Raw genomic sequence first — 23,542 nt, forward strand, 5'->3', positions numbered from 1 at the left:
TCAGCAAGTCAGCAAGTCAGCAAGTCAGCAAGTCAGCAAGTCAGCAAGTCAGCAAGTCAGCAAGTCAGCAAGTCAGCAAGTCAGCAAGTCAGCAAGTCAGCAAGTCAGCAAGTCAGCAAGTCAGCAAGTCAGCAAGATAGGCTAGAGTTGAATTTTTGAAAACCAAGTCTGTGAGTGACGTGGCGAGACTGATAACAGTAGCTATTGTTAGATCGGATGGAACAATGACAAGTGTGAATGGCCTTAAATTTACAGAATTACAGGCTAATAATGCCTAATACACTATTTCCGATAATAACATTTATCGGAAATAGTCGGTATGAATAACTGCTCTAAACTTGTTGTTTGTTTGTTTAGATTTCATTTTTTATGTGCTCTGGTCACATGGTTGAGCACTTGGCGTTTAACCCAGTGCTCTTTTTGATTTATGCGTTAGTTCTATTTGATAAGGCATGCGCGCAGTTCATTTAGCGAAGTAACTTCAAATGTTGGCTTAATCTCACTGCCAGTTCTGTCGTGTGAATTTAACCAGCAGGTGTCTATCCCAAATTTGATGCCACCAAGAATGTCTGACTCCAGTGTATCGCCAACCATGAGCACTTTGGTTTTGTCTGTCACAGATAAACTTTTCATAGCAGCTTCAAAGATGATTGGGTTGGGCTTTGCCACACCAATTTCTTCGGATGTGATCACTGAATCAAAATACTTATCGAGTCCAGTTTTCTCTAGGCGAACTTTCTGCAACTGTTTAAAGCCATTAGTTATGATGCCAAGCTTAATTCCTTGTGCGCGTAAACTTTGAACAAGCTGCTCTGCACCGACTAAGGTTTCACAAATTTCGGCCATGGCATCGAGAAACTCTTTGTTGAGTGTTATTTCATCTATGGCTAATTTTTCACTCCAATGTCTGAATCGACGTGTTTGTAATTGTTCCGCTGTAATGCTGCCGTTTTGATATTCGACCCACAGTGGCTTATTGATAGCCTGATAGGCATCAAAATCAGTTTGTTTAAAATCAATGCCATGTTTACTGAACATGCGTACTAGACCAGCGAAATTATCAAAATGAAATAAAGTTTCGTCTGCATCAAAGAAAATCCATTGGTACATCATATGGGGGGGTTACTTATTTGTAGTGATTTGGGTGGAGTGTGGGGGCTAATGCCAACACTAAGGCTTGGCTGTAGATACTTTGGCGAGTGGCGGCTTGATTGGTGAGCAATCCTATTGCACCACCCTTTTGCTTAACATTGACTGTGTTAAAACGCTCATCCATGATATCGCCAAGTTCAAGACCATTTTTTAGCTGATTGTATATGCTATTTGGAATAGGTAAATTTGCTGTTCTACCGGTTGTCATTACGCCTTTATTATTAATGATAGTGACATACGCAAAGGCGGCAGCACCTTCTGAAAATCTGTCAACGCCCCCCTCCATCGCCAAGTAAAAATCGTACTCGCGTCGTGTATCTTGCTCGGCACAAAACAAGGCTCGGTTTTCAGCACCTGAGCGTGTTTCCACTTCCGTCATAGGTTGATCCGCAACCTTGGATGGTGCGTGCATCCCTGCTGCTTCGATGCTGTAATTTGAAAAGCAAAGGCTAAAGGCTTCAATGGCGGCATTGATTTTTACCGGATTGTTGGAGCCTACACACAAGTTAATTATGTCTGTCATCTGTATCCTTAACACAGAGAAAAAAGCCGCTTTGAATTTAAAGCGGCTTTTGTTTATTAATATTGTTACAAGTTAGTTTGCGTGATGATTGGCGTTGGGCATTGAACATCGGCGTTTTGCGCTCTGTGTCTCAATAAATGGTCCATCAGAGTCAGTGCCAACATAGCTTCTGCTATGGGCGTCGCGCGGATACCAACACAGGGGTCGTGCCGCCCTTTTGTGATCACTTCAATTGGCTGGCCAGATCTGTCGATACTTTTGCCGGGGATGGTGATACTGGACGTTGGTTTAAGTGCCATATGAACGATAATGTCTTGTCCTGAGGACAGACCGCCTAATACGCCACCGGCATGGTTGCTTAAGAAGCCAGTTGGTGTCATCTCATCCCTATGCTCACTGCCCTTTTGCTCAATAACCTCAAAGCCATCACCAATTTCAACACCTTTCACAGCGTTAATGCTCATCATGGCTTTAGCGATGTCGGCATCTAAGCGATCAAAAACAGGGGCGCCTAATCCTGGCATAATGTTTTTGGCGATTACACTGATTTTAGCGCCAATCGAATCGCCTTCACGGCGAAGCGCCGTCATATATTGCTCAAGCTCTGGAATTGCGTCTGGGTCCGGGCTAAAGAAGCTGTTTTCATAAACTTGGCTAAGATCTTTAACTTCCAGTTTAATTGGGCCTAGTTGAGACAAGAAGCCTTGAATTTCAATGCCGAATTGCTGACGAAGGTATTTCTTAGCGATCACGCCAGCTGCCACGCGCATGGCTGTTTCTCGGGCAGAAGAACGACCGCCACCACGGTAATCGCGGAAGCCATATTTTTGGTCGTAAGTGTAATCTGCGTGGGCTGGGCGGAATGTATCAGCAATATTGCCGTAATCACGCGAGCGTTGATCTTGGTTTTCGATCATTAGCCCAATAGGTGTGCCGGTTGTTTTGCCCTCAAACACTCCCGATAAAATTTTAACTTCATCCGGCTCTCTGCGTTGCGTAGTATGTTTCGAGGTACCAGGCTTTCGTAAATCTAGATCTCGTTGTAGGTCCGCTTCGCAGATTTCAATGCCAGGTGGGCAGCCATCAACAATAGCACCCAAAGCAAGCCCATGACTTTCACCAAATGTGGTGACTTTAAAAAGTGTTCCAAATGTGTTGCCTGACATAATGTTATTTTTACTCTTGTGTAAGTTCACTTAATTGTTGTTTGGTCAAAATGAATACCCCATTACCACCCTGCTCTAAATCTACCCACATAAATGCTGTGTTTGGGTAGGCAGCTTGTAAGGCGACTTCCGTATTGCCAACTTCGTAAACTAATATACCGTCATCGCTGAGATAATGCGCGGCTTGGGCAAGGAATTTATGGGTAAACTCTAAACCATCATCGCCAGATGTGAGTGCCAGTTGCGGTTCGTTATGAAACTCTTTTGGTGCTTCACGGAAGTCAACTGCATCAACATAAGGTGGATTACAAATGATGAGATCGTATTTTTTATTTTGATCGAGTGCTGTAAACATATCTGAATGTATGGCCTGCACTCTATCTTCTACTTCATGGCGCAGAATATTGTCATTCGCCACAACTAAGGCTGCTTCGCTGATATCGGTAATATCTACTTCAGCGTCTTCGAACACCAACGCAGCGCTTATGCCTAAACAGCCGCTTCCTGTACACATATCCAGAATGTATTGAGGATAGCTTGTTAGCCAAGGGGAAAACTCATTTTCAAGTAAGGCGACAATTGGGGACCTAGGAATGAGAGTGTCTGTAGTGACTTTAAAAGGCAGCCCCATAAACCATGCTTCTCCCAGTAAATAAGGTAAAGGCTGGCGTTTTGTAGTGCGTAAATGAACCAGCTTCAGAATGTGTTTTTTCTCGTTATAGCAAAGTGCGCAATCTAGCATGTCACGGTCAAAATCTAGAGGCAGCTTTAATGCCCCCATAACCAGTTGTACCGCTTCATCCCATGGATTGTCTGTCCCATGGCCATAATAAATGTCTGATTTCTGGAATTGGCTATAGGTCCAGCGGATAAAGTCTTTAATGCTGCTTAGATCACGAACAATGCTTTGCTTATAACTCATGTAAACTACTTATATAATGATTGGATTTTTCTTCCCTCATTATATCGGTTAATCCTTTTTGTCTCCATGCTTGGCGCTCAAAGTGTTAATGCTATTGTTCATCGAATCCAACTGCTGACGTATCTTTTGCCAATGCTCTTGCTCTAATTTATGATTGTCTGCTTCCAGCTGTCGCTGCTTGCGCAGTGCAGTCTCGCACTCATCATTACGAGCGGCGAGTTCATTGTCTATTTTTGCGAGATCTACCTCTTTTTGAGCAAGGTTGATGACCAGCTCTTTATGTTGTTCTTGAAGCTGGTTGATTTGAGTATTGAGCACATTATTGGTAGCAGTTAGGTCTTTGTTGCGCAGTGTTAATGTTTCGACTTTTTCTTGTAATGACTGATTTTCCTGTGTCAGTTGATTTAATTTATCTTCACTCTGGTCTAGTTCTTCTTGGCATTGGATGAGGGCCTTAGAAAGAGAGAGGTAGCCTCCGTTGACAGCTTTATCCTTGCGGTCCAGGCCTTGCTCAAGGTCGAAGGTGATTTCATCCAGAAGTTTGCCAAGGTTTTGGGTAGCATCACGATTGAAGCGCTGAAACACAGGCGACATGACATCATCTAATTGCTTGAGCTGATGTTGTTGGTGTTCTTTGTAGATTTCTTCCCATTCGGTGATAGCGTTGAGAAGTGTGGTGTTAGAGCACTTACGCCCATCTTTGCTAATAAAGTATTCGGCGATTCTGGGGATGTTTGGGAAGGTGTTTTTTTCTAACAGTTCCCAGCAGGCGAGATGTATTTCTTCTTTCGAGATGTTCGCCTTTCTGGCCATGATGAACTCCAACTAACAATATAAGATAAATAATGAGCTTATATTACATTATTTATCTTATGTCTTAAATACTGTTAGTTGAGTTTTAGATCCGTAAACACTTTGGTGGCAATTTCAACACCAAGCTCTTTCGCTAACTCACGCCAAGATTCTTGGTATGGCTGATAAACCACTACATTGGCGTTGGCAAAACGATTGTTAAGAATGTCGTTAATACTTGAGAGGCCATCAATTAAACCAATTTTTTCAGCTTTAGCTCCGGTAAAGACAAGGCCAGAAAAAACATCATCGTTGATTTTTAAACGATTGCCACGACCTTCCATAACGGCATCAATAAATTGCTGGTGGGTTTCATTAAGGACTGCTTGCCATTTACCACGAGCTTCCTCTGTCATGGGGCTAAATGGATCTAGGAAGGCTTTGTTTCTCCCTGCCGTAAAAGTGCGTCGCTCTACCCCGATTTTATCCATGAGGCCTGTGGCATCAAAACCCGATGATATGACACCAATAGAACCGACTAAGCTGGCTTTGTTCGCATAAATTTCATCGGCGGCAGCAGCGATATAATAGCCACCTGAAGCAGCCATATCCTCAACCACAACGATTACGGGGATACTCGGGTAAAGGACTTGCTTATCTTTAATGGCGTCATAGATTAACCCCGAGTGCACCGGACTCCCCCCTGGGCTGTTGAGCTGAATGACCAGAGCTTCTAAATTTGGATTGCGATAAGCTTCATCAATAAGAGACACGTATTCTGTGGAGTCTATTTCTGCGTTAGCACCAATGGTACCTCTCATCGGCATTAGCGCTACTTCGTTTTGGTCAACAGACATGACATCAAGAGATTGCTGGGTAAACCAGAAGACACCTAGGCAGGCTATGATGGAAAAGGTGAGTAGACGAAAGAATATTTTCCAGCGACGGGCGCGACGTTTTTCAACGATATTCTCATTCAATGTTTTTTCAAGTAGCTGCAAGATTTTGCTGTCTTGCGAATTATTATCTTTTGAGCTAATTGTTTGTGAGTCTTGAGGCTGTGTAGAAAGTGTTTCATTGTCGACCTGTTTTTTTGGGGCTTGTTGTTCGTCTTCTTGTTCAGTCCAACTCATTAAATCATCCTAATAATCACTGTCTTAGTTTTGGTTTCAAAGCCTTAATACGATAAGGCTGGGATTAAGCACAAATTTTATACCACTGCTTACTATATGTATTAATTATTTCAGGATGAGCATTCTGTTTCTCATCTAGCTCGTTTAAATACAAGGGTGTAAGATAGCGTAAAATTTACTATTAGGATGGAACATGACTACAGGTTACACATTAGATCAACTTTCTTTAGATCAAAGCGTTGAGTATGTAAAAACAGTTACCCAAGAAGATGTACAGGATTTTGCCAGAATAACGGGTGACACTAACCCTGTACACCTTGATGCAGAATACGCCGCCAAAACCTCCTTTGGCCAACCTATCGCTCATGGCATGCTTAGTGCGGGCTTTATCTCTGCCGCGATTGGTACTAAGTTACCTGGGCCTGGCTGCATCTACTTAGACCAAAGTGTTAAGTTTCGCGGCCCTGTTTTTATAGGTCAGGAAGTGGTTACACGGATTACCGTTGCTGATATAAACCAGCGTAGAAAACGTGTGACACTGAAAACAGAATGTCTATGTGAAGGTAAGCTTGTGGTGACTGGCGAAGCAACCATAATGATGCCTGCGTAATATATGCATGGGATTATGTCCATTCACTACAGACTTGTTTCATATTTGAACAGATAAAGCAAAAATCAAGTAACACCTTAATGTCGCTAGGCTTTCTGATCATTTAGGTCTATATTGTAAAAAGATTAAATGGCTTTGGGGGATGTGATGACACATCGGTTTTTCAATATCATTATTTTATTGGCATCATTGCTGGCAGTTGGTCAAACGGCTAAAGCAAGTGATGGTCATGATCTAAAATGGTTAGAGCCTGCCCAAAGTCACTTATTTTTTGATATTAGTGTTGGCGAACTCGATCTAGACAGCGATTCTAGTGTTGTTGCCCTTTCTCGATCACTTAATTTGGTTGAACCTGTTAAAGGTTCTTTTTTACGCCCTAACCCATCTGTTTCTTCATTATCATTAGAAGAAATCCATCCGCGAGCTCCCCCAGTACTTTTCATATAACTCGACCTAAATATTTTAAATTCATTATTTTGGACAGTATTATGAAAACACTTACTTATGTTTCAACTAAGAACACACATGGTCTTACTTTTCCTGCTCGCGTAGAAAACATTAATTTATACAGCCCTGCAACGACTGTATTTACAGATTTTATTGAAAATGCTCCTCGTATGATCGAATCTAATACTCGCGCCGATGAGTTGGTACGCCTCATGCGCAAAGAGCATGTTCGCTTGAAAATCGTTGTCGATGAAAGCAATCAATTTGAAGGGATTATCAGCTTAGAAGACCTATCTGAAGAAGCTTTTATTAAGCACATTGCGAAAGGCTTTAAACGTTCAGAGATTTTGGTAGCTGATTTAATGCGTAGTAAAGATGATTTGTTAGCCTTGTCTTATACGTCACTTCAGAAAGCCGATATAGAATCTTTATTGTTCAGCCAGAAAGAAAACTTTCAGCAACATTTGCTGGTGCTAGACGAAGAAAGCAAAGCGATTCGAGGCTTGATTTCATCTAATGATGTAGCGAGACAGTTAAAACTTGATCTAGATGTGGCTTCTTCAAACTTTGCAAACACTTACCATATTGCGATTCACGGTATGACAAGACACGAACACAAGTTACGCGTGGCGTAATTGACCTAGTTAAAGAAGGTGAGAACGCGAGAGGGCTAATTTAGCCCTCTTTTTTTTGTATCCAGTAAAAATAAAAACCATTGTCGTTTTGCTGTTGATCCAGCAAAGTATGACCCAGGAACTGACAAAACTTAGGAATATCTCGAGTAGTAGATGGGTCAGTAGCAATAACTTTTAATACATCTTTAGGTGCGAGTTTACGCATTTCAACATGTAGCATCATGACAGGTTCTGGGCATAATAACCCTTCTGCATCGAGTACGGCTTGGTGTTGCATTATTTCTCCAAATTAAATTGAGTGCTTTATTCGCCAGTCAGCGATAATTGAAGCCAGCTCTTGTATGGTCTCAAGCAGGCTAATATTCTGCTTTTTTAACCGCTTAAAGTCATGGTCTGCACCCTCTACCCACACAAGGTCGACTTGGTTTGGTAAGGTTTGTTGCGAGACCCAGTCGTAGTTGCCCATTTGATCACGAGTACCTTGGATAACTAAACAAGGTACTTTGAGCGCTTCAAAAAAAGCTAATCTATGTTTTTCCGGCTTGCCAGCTGGGTAAAAAGGAAACCCTAGGCAGATAATCCCTTTTACGCCATCAACCTTAGTTAACTGAGTCGCTACCCTGCCCCCCATGGATTTACCAATCAAAAGGTGGTTCTGGCCAGATGGAATATCAGATTGCCACTCACTAACAAGCAACGAGAATTTTGGAGGTGGACGCCTTTTGCCAGTAAGCTCCTGCTGTAACATGTAATCAAAAGTATAGGCTTGGATTTCAGTGCTAAATTGGTCCGCTAAAACTTGATTGAATTGAGTCATGAAGCAACTGCTATGTCCTGCTCCGGCACCATGCGATAACCATATTGTCGGTTCTTTCAAGACGATTTTCCTCATTGATATTTCATAATTATAAAGCCATCCCTATATTTAGGCACGGGTTTAACACGAGATGCTGGGCAATATTTTAAGAGTGACAAAGTCTTGACCCGTGTCAGCGTCTAATGCTCTAAAGCGCTTTAAGATACTCACATGATAAATTAAGGGTATTTAACAATGTGGGATCAAAATTTAATCGAAAAATATAATGTTTCAGGACCAAGGTACACATCCTACCCGACGGCCTTATCCTTTAATAAAGACATAAAGCGGATTTTACTCATCGATAAGATGATGACTTCATCGGTTAGTACTTTAAGTTTGTATTTCCACATTCCATTCTGTGCTCATCTTTGTTACTACTGCGCTTGCAATAAAATCGTAACAAAACAACAGAGCAAAGCGGATGAATATCTTGAGCTAATAGAAGAAGAAATTCGCTTAAAAAGCCTTATCTTAAATCATGATAATAAGGTCACTCAGCTACATTTTGGCGGTGGAACCCCGACGTTTTTAACGGTTAGTCAGTTCCAGAAGCTATTCGAGATTATCGAACAACATTTCACCTTAGACATCAGTGGTAACCATGATTTTAGTGTTGAGATTGACCCACGCCAAGTAAGTCCTGAGCAAATCGAATTTCTAGTATCTAAAGGTGTGAATCGTATCAGTATCGGCGTTCAGGACTTTGATCTTACTGTACAGAAAGCCATACACAGAGTGCAATCTTTAGAACAAGTAACGGAACTAATGAGTTTGCTTAGACAAAAGCCAATTGATTCAATTAATTTCGACCTGATTTACGGGCTACCCTACCAGAGTTTAACTAACTTCAACCTTACCCTAGATAAAGTCATTGCCCTAGAACCTGACAGAGTGTCAGTGTTTAATTACGCTCACTTGCCAGAAAGGTTTGCGTCACAAAGAAGAATTGCTTTAGACACTTTGCCTAATGCTAAATTGAAACTCGATTTACTTGAGTTGGCCACAAGGCGTTTATTAGTGGCGGGCTATGAGCATATTGGTATGGATCACTTTGCTAAGCACGATGACACTTTGGCCATCGCCAAATCGCAGGGATGTTTACAGAGAAATTTTCAGGGTTATACGACCCATGCAGAAACGTCCTTAATTGGCTTTGGCTGTTCAGCTATTAGTGATATTAATGATACTTTTATACAAAATCATACGGATATGAACCTTTATAAAAACAGCATATTGAATGGTCAATTGCCTATTGCAAAGGGTTATATAAAAAATCGAGATGATAAGATCCGCCATGACGTCATAATGCAGCTTATTTGCAATCTAAGCCTTGATATTAATGCTATTGAGGCGAGTTATGGCATTAGCTTTAAAGAATACTTTGCAAACGAAGTGTTATTGCTTCAACCCATGATTGATGATGGTATACTGAATATAGACTTCACCACATCGTCTTACACATTGTCTGTATCAGCATCTGGTCGCCAAATAATTCGATGTATATGTATGGTTTTTGATAAGCACTTACCTCAAAGAGCGGCTTATTCAAAAGTAATCTAGTAGGAACACGGAGATAAGTATGTCTAGTTCGTCCCTTACACCTAAGTTCACTAGTCAACTCACCGCTCAATGTCAGCAGTGTAGTTTAAGTGCCTTATGTTTACCGATTGCTTTAGCCGACGAAGATATTAATAAGCTAGACAAAATCATTGAGAGAAAGCGCCCGTTAAAAAAAGGCGATGTACTATTTCGACAAGGACAAAGCTTTGATGCTGTTTATGCTGTACGTACTGGAACATTAAAAACTTTTAATATTACTAGTAGCGGCGAAGAGCAGATTACTGGCTTTTATTGCCCAAGTGAATTAGTCGGTTTAAGCGGAATTGATACCGACATTTATCCGGTATCAGCTAAGGCTCTCGAAACCACGACTGTATGCGAAATTCCTTTTAGCCACTTAGAAGAATTGTCATCTCAAATCCCTTCCTTGAAGCGTCAGATCTTTAAGATAATGAGTCGTAAGATCTCAGATGACCAACAGATGATGGTGTTATTGGGCAAGAAAAATGCGGATGAAAAAGTGGCCTCTTTCTTACTTAATTTATCAAATCGTTTTGAAAAGCGCGGCTACTCTGCCGTTTCATTTCGTCTTTCCATGTCTCGCAATGAGATCGGCAACTACTTAGGCTTGGCGGTTGAAACTGTCAGTCGAGTGATCACTCGTTTTCAAAAAAGCGGCTTAATAAAGGTAGAAGGGAAAGAAATCACTATTATAAACTTACCAGATGTTCAGAAATTGGTGGGTATACAGGGTGACTGTGATAGAATTAATTCTATTTGATAATAGTAACAAGGTTTAGAAGTATTATGATCTACGATGATTTTTATATTAAGTCATTAATCAAAACAGTTGAGGATTGGCCAAAAGAAGGTATCAGCTTTCGAGATATCACCCCTATTTTCAGTGACCCAAAAGGCCTAAGAATGGTCGCGGATGCTTATATCCACCGCTACATTGACAGTGATATTAGTCACATTGCCTGTATTGATGCTCGTGGCTTTTTAATTGCAGCTATTATCGCTTATGAACTTCAAAAACCGCTAATCTTGATCCGTAAGAAAGGCAAGTTACCTGGCAAGACAATCTCACAAAGCTATAAATTAGAATACGGTGAAGCGGAACTGGAGATTCAAGAGGGTTCTGTTGAATCAGGTGATCAGGTATTACTGTTTGATGATCTGATTGCTACAGGTGGTACATTGTTTGCCGCGATCAAGCTGCTGAAGAAGCAAGGTGCAAATATTAAAGAAGTTGCTGCTATTATTGACCTACCAGACCTGAACGGTAGTCAATTACTTCGTGACTCGAATGTTCCGGTATTTAGTTTATGCGCCTATGAGGGCGAATAAAATCTATATCTAGAAAAATAAAAAAAGGTGGCTAAGCCACCTTTTTTTATGTCAATTGAGCCAGGTATTATTGCTTAAAAATCGACAGAAGCACCCACAGAAATACCTGCATTGATGTCTTTATGGGAGCCATCATCAAACACGACTACCGTTTTACCGTAACGAACATAAGCTCTAGCATTTCGCATGGTCATGTATTCACCACGCAATTCATATGTGTAGGTATGATCAAGCTCAGTAAGTGTTAAAATTTCTGGAGAGTAATAACCAGAGCCATAAATGCTTAAACGGTTAGCTTGTGGAAGTGTGTAACGGTACCAACCACCTAGACCTATCGTGGCGGCTAATTTATTCTCGTCATTCTCTGTGTCAGTATCGATTACTGAACCGCGAATTCCAATACCTGCTTGTAATGGGCCATTTGGCTCCGCATCTTCAACACCAATGCCGATATAAGCAATACTAGAGTTACTATCCTCATCGTATGTACCACCACCGCTAACAGCAAAATTTCCAAAGTTAACCGTTGCATCGCCATTAATAACATCATTTGTTAAATTCAGGCTAGCATTTGAAGCGCTTACTAAAGTAGAACCTGTTAACCCGAAAGCGACTAATAGAGCTTTTTGCAGCTTTGTCATTTCTATCTTCCTATAATGAAATAATGTTTAATTTATTTAAGGCGTCTTCGCTTTGTTTTAAGCCTTTGAAGTCAAAGAGTTCCGTATCTGCTAAATGGGATGGTACTACATTTTTAATAGCAGAGAACATAATATCGGTACGACCGGGGTATTCTTTTTCCCAGGCGTTCAACATGTCTTTCGCGTTTTGACGCTGCAGGTTCTCTTGCGAACCGCATAGATTACACGGAATAATCGGATACTCTTTGGCGATTGAAAAGGCTTCAATGTCTTTTTCTTTACAATAAGCAAGAGGCCTAATGACAACATGTTTACCGTCATCGCTAAGCAGTTTGGGAGGCATTGACTTTAATTTACCACCAAAAAACATGTTTAAAAAGAAAGTTTCTAGTATGTCATCTCTATGATGACCTAGGGCGATTTTTGTCGCGCCAATTTCTTCCGCGAAACCGTATAAAGAGCCACGTCGCAAGCGAGAGCATAGGCCACAAGTGGTTTTGCCTTCCGGTACAATTTCCTTGACGATGCTATAAGTGTCACGCTCTAAGATATGGAAATCTACACCAAGCTCTTCAAGGTAAGCGGGCAAAATATGCTCAGGAAAGCCAGGTTGTTTCTGATCTAGGTTAACGGCAACAATACTAAAGTTAATGGGCGCGCTGGCTTGTAGGTTAAGCAATATATCCAACATGGTAAAAGAGTCTTTACCACCAGATAAACATACCATTACCTTATCACCATCCTCGATCATATTGAAATCGGAGATAGCTTGCCCTGTCATCCTACGAAGACGTTTTTGTAACTTATTTAATTCTAACTTTTCTTTGGGTCGACTCGATAAATCCATCATAATCACGCTGTAAACGAAATGCGGCTATCTTACTATAAGCTCGATATAGCCGCATTAAAAAAGCAGTAAAAACTACTCTAAGAAGCAAAATCCCAGTCATGTGGTAAATAAATCAATCTAAGGGCAGATATTCCAAATTTCTCTTACAGAGCTTGCACAAATACTGAGTTCCCTTTAACGCTCTATTATGTCGCTGCTGACTGAAAATATGTGTCTGGCAATCGCAAGCATAGTGAAAAGAAACCTTAGGGGGTTTTACTTGAAAGGTATGGGTTCTCTCAGCTGGGCTGTTAAATACTTTTTCCATAACCGCCCGCCACTCTTTTCCATGCGCAGAGGCTTGTCGGTTATAAATTTGGTGAACAATAAGATGAGCCACTTCATGAGGGACGACTGTTTGTAAGAATTTTTTAGGGTCCTGTTCATACATGTAGAAGTTGAAGCGCAGTTCATTTCTTTCTAGATAAGCGGTACCCGCTGCTCTACCACGTTGCTTGAGGTTTATGCTGGGGCGTTTAAAGCGCCCATTGAAAAAACGATCTGCTTTGTCAAAACAGATGTCAACTTGTTGGTTGATTTCGGCAAACGCTGATTCTTCCTGATGATTCATCCTAACCAATCACTCTTGACCACTGGCTGGTTCACAAAACTGTTTCTGTAAAGAGTCCCAAAAAGGAGTGATGCTTTCCTTAGGCAATCCTGTCAGTCGACTCATTGACGCGCAAGAACTTGGTTTGTGTAAATAGACCTGCTTAAGTTGTTTTTCGTTGATTGGCAGTTCAGAGTTAGCGTATTTCCAGCGCATTAATTGGTACCAGATAGCCGTATCTGAGTTAATGGTTTTTTCATCCATATAGGGATAAAAATGCTCTTGTGACAATAAAACTTGATGTTCACCTTTCAAAATCCATCTTGCTTTTTCTGTTAGATGCACCATAAACACACTACCTGGGGGAACCTTTAGGAAGCCATAAGCGAGGAGATAGCGAATGACAGATTTCCACTGAATTTCCGAGAGCTCGCGACCTTTGTTAAATAAAGACAGCTTTTCCGCTTTGATACCTGTTACCGCTTTGGTTTTCTTGCCTAGCAACACCTGTATGATCAAGCTAAAGGGCTGTAATCCCTTGGTATGATAAATTAACGATAATACCTTTTGGGCGGCAATTGTCATGTTTTGTTCAGCTTTCGGTGTAAGGCAACGTTCGCAGTGACCGCAATGGTTAATGTCTTCACCAAAATGGCTCATGAGGCTTTTCCTTCGACAACCCCTACCCTCTAACACCTGGAACAGATCAAGCAACTGCTGTTGGTTTTTATCATTGCTGTCACTAATTGAAGAGGTTAGTTGCAAAGCCTTCATCATATCCTGAAGACCATATAGCAGCAGACTTTTAGCTTTTTGGCCGTTTCGACCAGCACGGCCGACTTCCTGTAAAAAAGCTTCTGGACTATTAGGGAGATCCATATGAACAACAAAATCAAGATGAGTGATGTCCACACCCATGCCATAAGCGGTGGTTGCAACCAAAATACAACCTTGCTTGGTTAACAAGGCTTGATGGCTCTGATGTTTGTCGAGCTCACTCATACCCGCATGGTAACAGTGACTGACAAAGCCTAATTGGCCTAACCATTGTGAAAGTGATTCTGTGTTTTTTCGGGAGCGGCAATACACCACCCCAGATTGCCCTGCGACTTCATAATGTAAAAAATGCAGTAATTGCTGCTTGGCCTTACGCTTTTGAGCAATTTTGATCTCGATATTAGGACGATCAAACTTACTTTTTATGAGCTTGCAATCATTTAGCTTTAAAGAAGATTGGATCTCTTCAATGGTCTGTTTATCAGCCGTACCAGTTAAAGCAATAATCGGGACTGAAGGGAAACTGTTCCTTAGTTGCCCAAGCTGACTATATTCAGGGCGGAAAGCACTTCCCCATTGGGTAATGCAATGGGCTTCGTCTATGGCAAATAAAGAGATCTCTATGCTATGTAGTAAGCCTATAACAGATGGCTGTATCAGCTTTTCCGGTGCTAAGTACAGTAAATCTATGTGCTTGTGTCGTAAGGAAGTGACCAGATCATCTTGTTCCCCAGGGTTAAGACTGGAATTAAGAAACTCAGCTCGAAGCCCTTTTGCCTTAAGCGTCTCTACCTGCTGATGCATTAGAGATAATAACGGACTAACGATGATGGCAACGCCATCCTTCAATATCCCTGTGAGTTGATAGACTAAGGATTTACCACTACCAGTAGACGAAACAAATAAAACGTCTTGCTCATTGTATAGAGCATCAATAGCCTCTTCTTGAAGGGGGCGGAACTTGTCATAACCAAGTTGATGTAGGAGAGACTGCTTTGAAATCATAAATCAATTATCTCTTATCGCCGACTATTCTGCATCGATTTTTGCCCCTGAGTTGGGTAAAATAAGCGACTTATTTTTATTAGGAAACCCCCATGGCACACCAACCTCTTGATGACTTAGAACTAGATACGCTAGAAAACTTTTTAGATTCCGATCAAGTCCATGAAGAATGCCAGAACTTTGTCATGGCACATGGTTTTTTAACCGCTTTGGCCATATGTCCATCAGATATCCCTGAGGAAGCTTGGTTGCCAGTTGTGTTCGAAGACACACCAACATTTAGCTCTGAAAAAGAAGAAAAACAAATCCTTCAACTGTTGTCTCGTTTGTTTGCGGATATTCAAAAAGAGCTGGAATCTGAAGAAGGCTTCATGTTTCCTTGCGACATTGAAATGGGGACATCGGACGATGAACTAAGCGAACTTCAAGAATGGGCGACTGGTTTCATGGAAGGCGTTTTCATGACTGAGAAAGATTGGTTCGAGTCCGAGAAAGAAGAAGTGGTTGCTGAATTATTATTACCTGTGATGGTAGCCTCCGATCTTTTTGACGATGAAGAGGTAAAACAAATTCGTTCAAGCGAAAAGCTTACTAACTCTTGTATCGCTCAAATTCCAGAAGTTGTAACGGATTTGTTTTTGGTACTAAGAACAGAACCTGAAAAACGTCCTTTCCCTAAGCAAAACAATGCCAAGAAAAACACCAATAAAAAACATAAGCGCAAATAAACGACAAACAGCTGATACTGAAAACCACAGTATCAGCTGTGGAAATGACTAAGCGCGTAGTGAAAAAATAGTAATGTCGTCATCTTGTACAGCGTTGATTGAATAATTGGCTAAAGCTTGCTGAAAGCCTTGTTGAGCTGTAGAGATATTATTACCTTGTTGATAGTGCTCACCAATTAAAGCTTCAGTCGCTTGTTGCCCTAGCATCACACCATCTTCGGCTTTAAGCTCAAGTACCCCATCAGACACAATGACTAAACTGTCCCCATCACTAAGAGGAATTGACTCTAAGTTACTTTCAAAAACTTGGTTGGGTAACACACCTAATGGCATATGTTGGGAAGATAAATGCGTCATACTGCCGGTTTGTTTGCGAATATAAGCGTTAGGCATGCCGCCTCCCCAATAAGATAAACGTTTATTCGGCTCCAAAAGTAAAACGTAGGCGGCGCAAAACATATAATCAGGCAGAATACTGTTTAATATTCTGTTAATACGCTTGGTTAAAGACTCAAGGTCGAGGCATTCGTCAGCTGCGTCAAAGAAAGTTTGTGCTAAGGGTAAGGCGCCAATGGATGCTGACAATCCATGTCCCGTGAAATCCCCGACGAAAATCAATTTGGCGCCATCAGCTCGGGTTTTAATTAACGCAAGGTCACCGTTAAAACTGGCCGCTGATATGTGGGTAATCGCAACCGTATCACTGTTTTGATCATTACGTTGCAAGATATGCCCCAACACTTGATGGGCCATTTCATGTTCACGTTCATTGATAGTTTGGTAATAGGTTAAGGTAGTGTTTTTCTCATACAGCTCATTGATGAGTTGAACGTGCTCAATGTGTTTTTTTAAGCGAACAGAAAACAACAATTCATGGAACGGCTTGGGTAGAAAATCATCCGCCCCTGCTTTAAAGCATAAGTCCATGACAGAGTCTGACGCGTGAGAAGTTAAAAAAATCATCGGCACATATCGCGTACCAGATAAAATTTTAAACTGTTTCACCAAATCTAGGCCATTACCGCCCTGCAGCAAATAATCTAAACAAACAATATCGGGACGCCAGTTTTCGAAAAGCGCCAAGGCTTGTTCGACAGAACCGGCTGATTTTACCTCAAGCCCTTCGCTTTCCGCACACAAGGTGACAATTTCACGATATACAGCTTCACTGTCAATGCACAAAAGCTTCATTGTAAATCCTTTACTTAATTCCAAATAATTTGTCGAAACGAGAAATCATAAGAATGTCTTTAATAAAGCTATTCGCACCGATTAATTCGATTTTACTCTGCTCGCCAACAGCATTTCGCATACTGAGTAACATGCCAAGGGCAGCACTGTCTAAATACTCAACTTGGCTCATGTCCACAAAGTAGGTTTCATACTTGCCAGCATAGTCGCTGTAAGCGCCTCGGAATTCATTAAACAATGAAAAATCAAAGCTCCCCATAATATGAAGGGTCAACGTTTTTTGTGACTCGTTAGCTTGAACGGATACACTCATAAAATTCTCCTAAAGTAGTGCCTACGACTACTCTCCTCCCAAACAATTGGGCGAAGATGGAACGTTTTTAGCTAGTTTAGCCCATTCTTCCGTTGTGTAAGGATGCATAGCAAGGGCGTGTATCAAATCCATTTCTGTCGCTAGGGCACCGTAAACCAGCTGGTGGCGTTTCACTTTCATTTTCCCATTAAAGTCATCGCTAACTAAAATTAGTTTAAAATGTGACTCACTTCCCGCAGGAACGTTATGCTTGTAACTCTCGTTAACAAGCTCAATGTGTTCTACATTGAATGCAGACTTTAATTGTGCTTCGATTTGTTGCTGAATTATCATAATTTTCTCTAAGACGCTGGTTTATCTAAATTCTCGGTCTGACCATTTAATAACACTTGGCCTTTCTCTTTAGGATAAGCTACATCAATAGAAACGGCCCCACCTTCTCTCCATACACTGATGATCGTATCCATATTGGCGGCCATAACGGCACGCTTATCATCCGGTGCTGCAGCAATAACCTGCAAGCCAATGTCCTTCATAAAGCCCATACAGGTGGAAGTTTTAACCATATCAATTTTGTTAAAGGCTTCGTCAAACATAGCCAATGAGAAACCACCCACGATATCACCATCCATGGTCTCATGTAGGCGATATGTTGTAGACAAAGCGGCAGCAATAGCAAGGTAGAATGGAATTTGGTGTTCGCCACCAGAACCCGTTTGAATACGTTGGCTTAAAGTCGTTTTCTTATTGCCTTCGCTATCCAATATATCTACTTCAAAGTTGTAGAATTTACGATAGTCGGCCAAGTCCTGCTGTTTATCTTCATCCGAAATGAGTTCCTGAATGGCTGTGATCGCCCTAATGTGCTCAGGGTCCCCTGCTAGTTCCGGATCAAACAACCCCCCAACGTTAGCTTGATCTTGAGCACTAAATCTTTCAACTAAGTCTAAGATATCCTTCATATCACCATTCGCATAATAGCGGAATTGATAGATCTCTTGGTTGAAGGGACGACGTTTAAGGCTGTGATTCAGCTCTCTGATGATGTGAGCTACTTGGTCAAGAGAATCTTTCAGCTTGGATACATAGTCCGAGCGAAAGGTTTCTTCCGCTTCGCGGCGGGCAAGCTCTGCACGCTTAGAATATTTAGCCAACTCAGTTTCGCTTAACACATCTATTTGATATGAAACATAGTGCTCAAACTCTTCGAATTTAGATTCAAGATAATCCAGTTGTACATCGTCGTCTAAATTCGCCTGATGATATTTACCATAGTGATCGGCAACTTCTTTTCGCACCTTCTGATCAAAGCTACGCGCTTTTTCACTGGCTTTTTCTGAACGACTAATAGCTTCTTTATAGATGGCAGCACCATTCACCATGCTGCTTTCTAGTAATGCATAGCGTTCACTGGCAAATTCTGCATCAAATTTAGGGTTGGCGGTGAGACGGTTTCTATCTTCGTCTAATGCCGATAAAGCCGTGCTTAACTGGTTCTTTTGGGTGTTTAATGAACCAAACTGTTCGGCAATCTGCTGACGTTCGCGATCCAGTTTTTTCTGATCAAGTTCAACACTTGCGATGCGTCCTTTGAGTTCCTCAATACGTTCTTGAAGCTCTGTATCATCATGTTTTTGTAGCTGCTGAATGTCGGCTTCTACACTTTCAAGCTCTTGGTTAAGGCGAGTCAAAGTGTGATTGGCGCTGCTTAGGGCCTCTGCATCGATTTGATTGCTGGCCATAACGCGGCCTAATAAATTGTCAGCTTGTTCAAGGCGCTGGTCCACTTTTAAGTGATCCATCAATTCTGCACTTAACGTTGCTAACTTATCTTCTCGAGACTTACGCATACCATCTGTATTAATGCCTACCATCATATGAGGAACTGAGCGTATGGTGGAGATAGTACCAGATAGCTTTAACATGCCGTCAGCAGTCATAGCGCTGTCTTCACGTAACAATTCACGCTCCGTTTCGACAGGTTTAATACCACCTAAACGGCGATTCAAATAAGCCTGGGCGTGGTCATTATTACAACGAATAAAACGTAAAGCGGACTTATGATCCCCGCGATTCAACCATAAACGTGTTTGGGTGGTATCAATGACGCGACACCCCATTAATTGGCGACGGTGAGCACGGAAAATTCGAATGGCTTCTTCAGCATCTTCTGGCTCAACGATTAAGGCTTCTCGCTGTGCACCAAGATAACCTTCAATGGCATCTTGCCACTTTCTATCGGTCACTTCAGCTAGATGACTTAGAGGTGTGGCAACTATGTCTGCGTCTTTTAATAAACTGATGAGTCGTTTTGTATTTTGTGACAGTGGGCTAACGCCACCTTTTAAGGAAAAAACATCGGCTTCAAGCTGCTTGCACTCGTCTTTCAAATTAAGAATATTTCGGTTTAATTCAGAGCGCTGACGGAAAACTTGAGATTTTTCCTCATCCAATAATTTGTTAAGCGCGCTCAGTTTTTGTGAAAGTGGTTTTAAACTTCCTGTCACTTGCCCGTCGTCAGCGATAAGGCCCTTAAACTGAGAAAACTCGGTCACAAATGTCTTAACATCAGAGGATAAGATGTCATCAAACTGTTTTAAAGAGTCCAGCAATAGCGTTAACTGACGAACTTGTAGCAAAGCTTTTTGATCTTGTTGACCTTGTAACGTGAGCAACTTTTTATTTTGCTCAAGCTGCTGTAGCTTAAGGCCAACATCTGAATGTTCGTACTGTTGCTCTAAGCGTAACAACTGACCTTGTAATTGCTTTAGCAAACTGGCTTGAGTGGACAGTTCTTCTTCTATCTCCTCTTCGCGCTCCTGTTGCAATTCATATTGATCTTGAATGTCGTCTTGCTTGCTGCCCAATTCATCAAACCGAGCTTCGGTTGCTACCCATTGATAGTTGATTGCACTTTGTTCTTGCTGATGCTTTTTCAGACAATCTTGCTGTATGAGCTTTAAATCATCAATGCGCTTGGAAACTTCAAGGGTCTTGGCTTCAAGGTGACGGTATTCATTAAGGGATTTTTGATAAGCTCCCACCTGCAATGGTGCTTCTGCCAAGACAAAATCTTGAACAAAACGTGTTGGTGAAGCGATGGGAACAAACTTAAGCGCATTCTTAAAGTTCTTTAAGAAGCCATCTAACGTGATCAATTGATCTGCGCTTGGGCTTAACTCTTCAAGATAGCGGTTAATATACTGAGTTGCAGAGGCGCTACCCGACTTAATATATGGGTCTAAACACTGTTTTTTCAATGACTCACGTACTTCAATCCAAGGTTTGGCTTGATAGCTTTTGCCTTCTAATGCGTCAATGAAATCGGTCTTGCGGGCACCATAGTTTGGCAATACAAAACGACCAAGAATATCTTCTTCTGGGGACGCTAAGGAAGCACTCAATGCTAGACCGACAGTCGACTCTTTACCTGTATTACTGTCTTCAAACACCAAACCTAAATAGCTCATAGCATCTTGGCGAGGCTCTGTACCAAATACTTTAGCATTGGCCTGCCCGGAATCTATCATGCCTAATATATAGGAACGAATGCTACGACCACTGGCCTTACCATCGTTTGCACTGGCGTTGTAATTCAAATGGCGTTTGCTAGCACCTGTTAGCACGGTTTGGATAGCATCAAGCAGTGATGATTTACCCGAACCAGTAGGCCCGATAATGGCGGTATTACCGCGAATTTCAATTTCTTCTGCACCCAATAGGTACCAATTTACTAATACGATTCGATTTAACTTTTTCATATTTTGGCCCTAGTCTTGAGTAGATTCTGATGCGTTTTCAAGGTCGTTCTCTGTATCAAGATCATCTTCAGGATCTGTGCCGTTAAACGATTCAAGCTGTCTTAAGTAAGCTTCCGTGACAATCAATCGAACCACGGGGGTAATATTGATCATCATATTTTTACTATCTTCTTCGTAGACCTTGCCACGAATCAAGACGCCATGACGACTAAACAAAGCTAAGATGTCTTTAAAACGGGTTTCTGATGGAATTTCACGCTTTACGAGCTGTACATATCGGTCAAGAATGGTGTGAGTGTTGGTTGCTACAAATCCGTTGTCGACCTCAAAGTTCTCAATCTTCTCTTCATAGATCTGACGGAGCACAAGCAAAAATAAGGTTTCATCGGTTTTAAGGCGTACGAAAGCTTCTCTTTGTACTGGAAGTACACCCGCTAAACGCTCATTTTCATTGACATACAGCTTCATGCCTAATGCATCGAACAAAATACTGAAATAGTCTTGGTAGGATTCGATGAGCAAATAATGTTTACGCTGGCCGTGTTTGTAGGCGCTGGCAAATTGATTGGCAATGATAAAGTTAGCAGTCTGCTGAAACTCTTGCGCATCCTTACCAGATTCTTCAACGACTTTTTTTAATTCTTTAAGCATCCGCTTTCTCGCTCCTACGTACTACGTTAAATTCGCGGCATTCCACAAATTTATGTACATCTAAATACTGATCGGTAAATTGTATTTCGAATTGATTTTCGATTTTTTTGGCATTTACACCGAGTGAGCCTATGTATCTTAAATGGTCAAAACACACGAAATCTTCAACGGACTCAATGCTAAAATCGAGGATATGACGCGTTTCATGATTTGACATTTGCCTTTCAAGGTAGCTCTGTAGCTTCACAACGGTTACTTGACGAGCTTCATGGAAGCGGCGCTGTTGCTCCCTTAACTTAATGGCATCAACCGAAATTTCTGCAGGTGTCATTACCCTAGGTGGTGGTGGTTCACGGCGTTTGGTGGGTTGAGCAGCCGATTCCATGCCAACGAATTTAGCCCCTACAACCTGTTTCAGGGTGGGAAGAGATTCATAGCTCGCCACATCTGAAATAACACCGGCAATTTTATTGGCCATGCCAGGACGCGAACTGTCCATGTAACGTGCCGTATCGGCGGCACGCTTTTCTAAACGGTATCGGTATTCATCGATTCTTTCCAAGCGCTGCTCAATGCTGCTAAAGGTCTGAATAATATCCTGACAATCTTTTTCTATCATGGCTTGTGCTTGCGCCATGGTAATCAGTTGCTGATCAATATAGCACTGGGCTATCTGCCCAAGTAATTCAGGGTCACTTAGAAAGCTCTGGGTATGTTCAAGAATTTGGCGACGAAACCTGAAAGGGTTATTGCTTGTTTTGATAGTTTTGTAGTCTGCAATTAAGATGCCTTCCACAAACAAATCGAAGAAACCTGCAACAATTGCTTTAGGGTCTCGGCTCGCAAAAAGTTCACGTTGTAAGCTACGAATACCCAATAATATTTGGTTCAAGTGGGCAGAGAACTCACGTGCCGCCTCAGCAGATTGGCTAAGAGTCACCCCTCGCTCTTTCGGATGATTAGCAACGGATTCAAGGTTGCTCAAAATACTTAAAACTGTCGCGCCATAATTGCGTTTACCGTGACGGCTAATTTCCACTAACGAGCGTAACAACATGGAAATTTGTGGTGTCATCAACACACTGACACGATACAGCTCTTGCTCTTCTACCAGCCAGCCCGTTTTCACCAAGCGGTGATAAATTCTTAGGGCATAATCATGAATGGTTTTTGGTGAATCAAACGATTCCTTTTGATCATCATGCCACGCGAGCGTATCAAGTTTGTGAAGGGTATCTTCAATGGATTCAATAATGGTTGATTTGTCTTTGATCGGGTCTTCCGCATGATCATAAAAAACGTCTGACAGGTCAAATAAAACGGATTCGATTAATGCCTTGTTTGAGCCACTTAGTGCCTGAAAAATCTCATCGGGCAAATGTTTAAACAGCATATAGCATGCTCCATGGCAGGGTCTGTATTTGCATTATCATAGGGTCTTACCAATATGGGAAGCGATCACTTCTTGCATGGCTTGCTTGATGATTTCATCTTCGCCTATGGGGGGCAGTAACGTCATCGTTAAATGCTCACTTTGAAGTGCTTGAATTTGTAATGGCACATCTTTTCTGAGATGACGACCAACCGCTAAAAAGAGTGGTAAAACCCCTACTTTATTCACATTAGCAGGCAAGTTGAATGTTACTTCTTCTAATGTGGGTGTGGTTAATTCCATAAAGGCGAGACTGCAACGTTGACGACCATAAAGCGTTATGGCTTGTTCATAGAGTGACTCGAATGGTTGCTTCCAAAGAGGGTCTGGACTTCCATGGGCAAGTAATATTATATGATCGTATTCTTCATGTAGCATGGTTATACCTAGTGTCACTTGATAAGCACATTTTAGCCATCCTAATAGAGAAAAAGAAGTCACAATAATAAAAACCT

The 23,542-nt window shown here is 41.6% G+C and carries 26 protein-coding genes; 7 read left to right on the top strand and 19 right to left on the bottom strand.

Annotation, left to right across the window (positions count from 1 at the left end; genetic code table 11):
• Window positions 1–438: 438 nt before the first annotated feature.
• The 6 genes from yjjG to sppA all read right to left on the bottom strand — a co-directional run bounded on the left by yjjG (window position 439) and on the right by sppA (window position 5,688).
• Window positions 439–1,113 (bottom strand): pyrimidine 5'-nucleotidase, encoded by a 675-nt coding sequence (gene yjjG, locus ABJF92_RS15060; RefSeq protein WP_446816594.1) that lies wholly within the window; start codon window positions 1,111–1,113, stop codon window positions 439–441.
• Between the two features lie 13 nt (window positions 1,114–1,126).
• Window positions 1,127–1,675, bottom strand: coding sequence for an inosine/xanthosine triphosphatase (gene yjjX, locus ABJF92_RS15065; protein ID WP_446816595.1), 549 nt, complete (start codon window positions 1,673–1,675; stop codon window positions 1,127–1,129).
• Between the two features lie 65 nt (window positions 1,676–1,740).
• The gene (gene aroC / locus ABJF92_RS15070) at window positions 1,741–2,841 is read right to left on the bottom strand and encodes a chorismate synthase (protein ID WP_446816596.1); all 1,101 of its coding nucleotides are present in this window, start codon (window positions 2,839–2,841) and stop codon (window positions 1,741–1,743) included.
• Between the two features lie 10 nt (window positions 2,842–2,851).
• Window positions 2,852–3,763, bottom strand: a complete 912-nt coding sequence (prmB, locus tag ABJF92_RS15075; protein WP_446816597.1) for a 50S ribosomal protein L3 N(5)-glutamine methyltransferase — start codon at window positions 3,761–3,763, stop codon at window positions 2,852–2,854.
• Window positions 3,764–3,811: 48 nt separating this feature from the next.
• Window positions 3,812–4,576: a hypothetical protein gene (locus ABJF92_RS15080; RefSeq protein WP_446816598.1), complete on the bottom strand. Its 765-nt coding sequence runs from the start codon at window positions 4,574–4,576 to the stop codon at window positions 3,812–3,814.
• Between the two features lie 74 nt (window positions 4,577–4,650).
• The gene (gene sppA / locus ABJF92_RS15085) at window positions 4,651–5,688 is read right to left on the bottom strand and encodes a signal peptide peptidase SppA (RefSeq protein WP_446816599.1); all 1,038 of its coding nucleotides are present in this window, start codon (window positions 5,686–5,688) and stop codon (window positions 4,651–4,653) included.
• Between the two features lie 193 nt (window positions 5,689–5,881).
• Here sppA and ABJF92_RS15090 point away from each other — a divergent pair, with 193 nt between their 5' ends.
• From ABJF92_RS15090 to ABJF92_RS15100, 3 genes are all read left to right on the top strand, one after another.
• Window positions 5,882–6,298: a MaoC family dehydratase gene (locus tag ABJF92_RS15090; RefSeq protein ID WP_446816600.1), complete on the top strand. Its 417-nt coding sequence runs from the start codon at window positions 5,882–5,884 to the stop codon at window positions 6,296–6,298.
• Window positions 6,299–6,445: 147 nt separating this feature from the next.
• Window positions 6,446–6,745 carry a hypothetical protein gene (locus ABJF92_RS15095; protein ID WP_446816601.1) on the top strand — a complete coding sequence of 100 codons (300 nt, stop codon included), beginning with the start codon at window positions 6,446–6,448 and terminating at the stop codon, window positions 6,743–6,745.
• 41 nt (window positions 6,746–6,786) lie between these two features.
• A complete protein-coding gene (locus tag ABJF92_RS15100; RefSeq protein ID WP_446816602.1) occupies window positions 6,787–7,380 on the top strand; it encodes a CBS domain-containing protein in 594 nt (197 codons plus the stop codon).
• A gap of 40 nt (window positions 7,381–7,420) precedes the next feature.
• Here the strand turns inward: ABJF92_RS15100 and tusA are convergent, their stop codons facing one another.
• Window positions 7,421–7,657 (bottom strand): sulfurtransferase TusA, encoded by a 237-nt coding sequence (tusA, locus tag ABJF92_RS15105; protein ID WP_446816603.1) that lies wholly within the window; start codon window positions 7,655–7,657, stop codon window positions 7,421–7,423.
• Between the two features lie 12 nt (window positions 7,658–7,669).
• A complete protein-coding gene (locus ABJF92_RS15110; RefSeq protein ID WP_446816604.1) occupies window positions 7,670–8,257 on the bottom strand; it encodes an alpha/beta family hydrolase in 588 nt (195 codons plus the stop codon).
• Between the two features lie 174 nt (window positions 8,258–8,431).
• Between ABJF92_RS15110 and hemN the strand changes: the two genes are divergently transcribed.
• From hemN to ABJF92_RS15125, 3 genes are read left to right on the top strand one after another with little or no spacing between them, the layout of a single operon-like run.
• Complete coding sequence (gene hemN, locus ABJF92_RS15115; RefSeq protein WP_446816605.1) at window positions 8,432–9,799, top strand: oxygen-independent coproporphyrinogen III oxidase; 1,368 nt, start codon at window positions 8,432–8,434, stop codon at window positions 9,797–9,799.
• A 19-nt stretch (window positions 9,800–9,818) separates the two neighbouring features.
• Window positions 9,819–10,580 carry a fumarate/nitrate reduction transcriptional regulator Fnr gene (gene fnr / locus ABJF92_RS15120; protein ID WP_446816606.1) on the top strand — a complete coding sequence of 254 codons (762 nt, stop codon included), beginning with the start codon at window positions 9,819–9,821 and terminating at the stop codon, window positions 10,578–10,580.
• Between the two features lie 26 nt (window positions 10,581–10,606).
• Window positions 10,607–11,149, top strand: coding sequence for an adenine phosphoribosyltransferase (locus tag ABJF92_RS15125; RefSeq protein ID WP_446816607.1), 543 nt, complete (start codon window positions 10,607–10,609; stop codon window positions 11,147–11,149).
• 74 nt (window positions 11,150–11,223) lie between these two features.
• Here the strand turns inward: ABJF92_RS15125 and ABJF92_RS15130 are convergent, their stop codons facing one another.
• From ABJF92_RS15130 to ABJF92_RS15145, 4 genes are all read right to left on the bottom strand, one after another.
• Window positions 11,224–11,790: a YfaZ family outer membrane protein gene (locus tag ABJF92_RS15130; RefSeq protein ID WP_446816608.1), complete on the bottom strand. Its 567-nt coding sequence runs from the start codon at window positions 11,788–11,790 to the stop codon at window positions 11,224–11,226.
• Between the two features lie 10 nt (window positions 11,791–11,800).
• Window positions 11,801–12,640: a tRNA 2-thiocytidine(32) synthetase TtcA gene (gene ttcA / locus ABJF92_RS15135; RefSeq protein ID WP_446816609.1), complete on the bottom strand. Its 840-nt coding sequence runs from the start codon at window positions 12,638–12,640 to the stop codon at window positions 11,801–11,803.
• A 112-nt stretch (window positions 12,641–12,752) separates the two neighbouring features.
• The gene (locus ABJF92_RS15140) at window positions 12,753–13,250 is read right to left on the bottom strand and encodes a SprT family zinc-dependent metalloprotease (RefSeq protein ID WP_446816610.1); all 498 of its coding nucleotides are present in this window, start codon (window positions 13,248–13,250) and stop codon (window positions 12,753–12,755) included.
• A 9-nt stretch (window positions 13,251–13,259) separates the two neighbouring features.
• Window positions 13,260–15,011, bottom strand: coding sequence for a RecQ family ATP-dependent DNA helicase (locus ABJF92_RS15145; RefSeq protein ID WP_446816611.1), 1,752 nt, complete (start codon window positions 15,009–15,011; stop codon window positions 13,260–13,262).
• Window positions 15,012–15,103: 92 nt separating this feature from the next.
• Here ABJF92_RS15145 and ABJF92_RS15150 point away from each other — a divergent pair, with 92 nt between their 5' ends.
• Entirely contained in the window at window positions 15,104–15,739 is a 636-nt protein-coding gene (locus ABJF92_RS15150) for a YecA/YgfB family protein (RefSeq protein ID WP_446816612.1), read from the top strand.
• Window positions 15,740–15,787: 48 nt separating this feature from the next.
• Here the strand turns inward: ABJF92_RS15150 and ABJF92_RS15155 are convergent, their stop codons facing one another.
• From ABJF92_RS15155 to ABJF92_RS15185, 7 genes are read right to left on the bottom strand one after another with little or no spacing between them, the layout of a single operon-like run.
• The gene (locus ABJF92_RS15155; RefSeq protein WP_446816613.1) at window positions 15,788–16,930 is read right to left on the bottom strand and encodes a SpoIIE family protein phosphatase; all 1,143 of its coding nucleotides are present in this window, start codon (window positions 16,928–16,930) and stop codon (window positions 15,788–15,790) included.
• Between the two features lie 10 nt (window positions 16,931–16,940).
• A complete protein-coding gene (locus ABJF92_RS15160) occupies window positions 16,941–17,243 on the bottom strand; it encodes an STAS domain-containing protein (RefSeq protein ID WP_446816614.1) in 303 nt (100 codons plus the stop codon).
• Window positions 17,244–17,270: 27 nt separating this feature from the next.
• Complete coding sequence (locus ABJF92_RS15165; RefSeq protein WP_446816615.1) at window positions 17,271–17,576, bottom strand: BolA/IbaG family iron-sulfur metabolism protein; 306 nt, start codon at window positions 17,574–17,576, stop codon at window positions 17,271–17,273.
• A gap of 8 nt (window positions 17,577–17,584) precedes the next feature.
• Window positions 17,585–21,004, bottom strand: coding sequence for an SbcC/MukB-like Walker B domain-containing protein (locus tag ABJF92_RS15170; protein WP_446816616.1), 3,420 nt, complete (start codon window positions 21,002–21,004; stop codon window positions 17,585–17,587).
• Between the two features lie 9 nt (window positions 21,005–21,013).
• The gene (locus ABJF92_RS15175; protein WP_446816617.1) at window positions 21,014–21,655 is read right to left on the bottom strand and encodes a DUF4194 domain-containing protein; all 642 of its coding nucleotides are present in this window, start codon (window positions 21,653–21,655) and stop codon (window positions 21,014–21,016) included.
• Entirely contained in the window at window positions 21,648–23,048 is a 1,401-nt protein-coding gene (locus ABJF92_RS15180) for a Wadjet anti-phage system protein JetA family protein (RefSeq protein ID WP_446816618.1), read from the bottom strand. Before ABJF92_RS15180 ends, ABJF92_RS15175 begins: the two co-directional genes overlap by 8 nt.
• Window positions 23,049–23,084: 36 nt before the next feature.
• On the bottom strand, window positions 23,085–23,465 hold the full coding sequence (locus ABJF92_RS15185) for a sirohydrochlorin chelatase (protein WP_446816619.1): 381 nt from the start codon (window positions 23,463–23,465) through the stop codon (window positions 23,085–23,087).
• Between the last annotated feature and the right edge of the window lie 77 nt (window positions 23,466–23,542).

Origin of the sequence: Marinomonas sp., from assembly GCF_039940335.1 — a bacterium.
Lineage (GTDB): Bacteria > Pseudomonadota > Gammaproteobacteria > Pseudomonadales > Marinomonadaceae > Marinomonas.

Coding starts and splice junctions, on each gene's coding strand:
- yjjG (WP_446816594.1), bottom strand. CDS start 1,113: ATGATGTACCAATGGATTTTCTTTGATGCAGACGAAACTTTATTTCAT.
- yjjX (WP_446816595.1), bottom strand. CDS start 1,675: ATGACAGACATAATTAACTTGTGTGTAGGCTCCAACAATCCGGTAAAA.
- aroC (WP_446816596.1), bottom strand. CDS start 2,841: ATGTCAGGCAACACATTTGGAACACTTTTTAAAGTCACCACATTTGGT.
- prmB (WP_446816597.1), bottom strand. CDS start 3,763: ATGAGTTATAAGCAAAGCATTGTTCGTGATCTAAGCAGCATTAAAGAC.
- ABJF92_RS15080 (WP_446816598.1), bottom strand. CDS start 4,576: ATGGCCAGAAAGGCGAACATCTCGAAAGAAGAAATACATCTCGCCTGC.
- sppA (WP_446816599.1), bottom strand. CDS start 5,688: ATGAGTTGGACTGAACAAGAAGACGAACAACAAGCCCCAAAAAAACAG.
- ABJF92_RS15090 (WP_446816600.1), top strand. CDS start 5,882: ATGACTACAGGTTACACATTAGATCAACTTTCTTTAGATCAAAGCGTT.
- ABJF92_RS15095 (WP_446816601.1), top strand. CDS start 6,446: ATGACACATCGGTTTTTCAATATCATTATTTTATTGGCATCATTGCTG.
- ABJF92_RS15100 (WP_446816602.1), top strand. CDS start 6,787: ATGAAAACACTTACTTATGTTTCAACTAAGAACACACATGGTCTTACT.
- tusA (WP_446816603.1), bottom strand. CDS start 7,657: ATGCAACACCAAGCCGTACTCGATGCAGAAGGGTTATTATGCCCAGAA.
- hemN (WP_446816605.1), top strand. CDS start 8,432: ATGTGGGATCAAAATTTAATCGAAAAATATAATGTTTCAGGACCAAGG.
- fnr (WP_446816606.1), top strand. CDS start 9,819: ATGTCTAGTTCGTCCCTTACACCTAAGTTCACTAGTCAACTCACCGCT.
- ABJF92_RS15125 (WP_446816607.1), top strand. CDS start 10,607: ATGATCTACGATGATTTTTATATTAAGTCATTAATCAAAACAGTTGAG.
- ABJF92_RS15130 (WP_446816608.1), bottom strand. CDS start 11,790: ATGACAAAGCTGCAAAAAGCTCTATTAGTCGCTTTCGGGTTAACAGGT.
- ttcA (WP_446816609.1), bottom strand. CDS start 12,640: ATGATGGATTTATCGAGTCGACCCAAAGAAAAGTTAGAATTAAATAAG.
- ABJF92_RS15140 (WP_446816610.1), bottom strand. CDS start 13,250: ATGAATCATCAGGAAGAATCAGCGTTTGCCGAAATCAACCAACAAGTT.
- ABJF92_RS15145 (WP_446816611.1), bottom strand. CDS start 15,011: ATGATTTCAAAGCAGTCTCTCCTACATCAACTTGGTTATGACAAGTTC.
- ABJF92_RS15150 (WP_446816612.1), top strand. CDS start 15,104: ATGGCACACCAACCTCTTGATGACTTAGAACTAGATACGCTAGAAAAC.
- ABJF92_RS15155 (WP_446816613.1), bottom strand. CDS start 16,930: ATGAAGCTTTTGTGCATTGACAGTGAAGCTGTATATCGTGAAATTGTC.
- ABJF92_RS15160 (WP_446816614.1), bottom strand. CDS start 17,243: ATGAGTGTATCCGTTCAAGCTAACGAGTCACAAAAAACGTTGACCCTT.
- ABJF92_RS15165 (WP_446816615.1), bottom strand. CDS start 17,576: ATGATAATTCAGCAACAAATCGAAGCACAATTAAAGTCTGCATTCAAT.
- ABJF92_RS15170 (WP_446816616.1), bottom strand. CDS start 21,004: ATGAAAAAGTTAAATCGAATCGTATTAGTAAATTGGTACCTATTGGGT.
- ABJF92_RS15175 (WP_446816617.1), bottom strand. CDS start 21,655: ATGCTTAAAGAATTAAAAAAAGTCGTTGAAGAATCTGGTAAGGATGCG.
- ABJF92_RS15180 (WP_446816618.1), bottom strand. CDS start 23,048: ATGCTGTTTAAACATTTGCCCGATGAGATTTTTCAGGCACTAAGTGGC.
- ABJF92_RS15185 (WP_446816619.1), bottom strand. CDS start 23,465: ATGCTACATGAAGAATACGATCATATAATATTACTTGCCCATGGAAGT.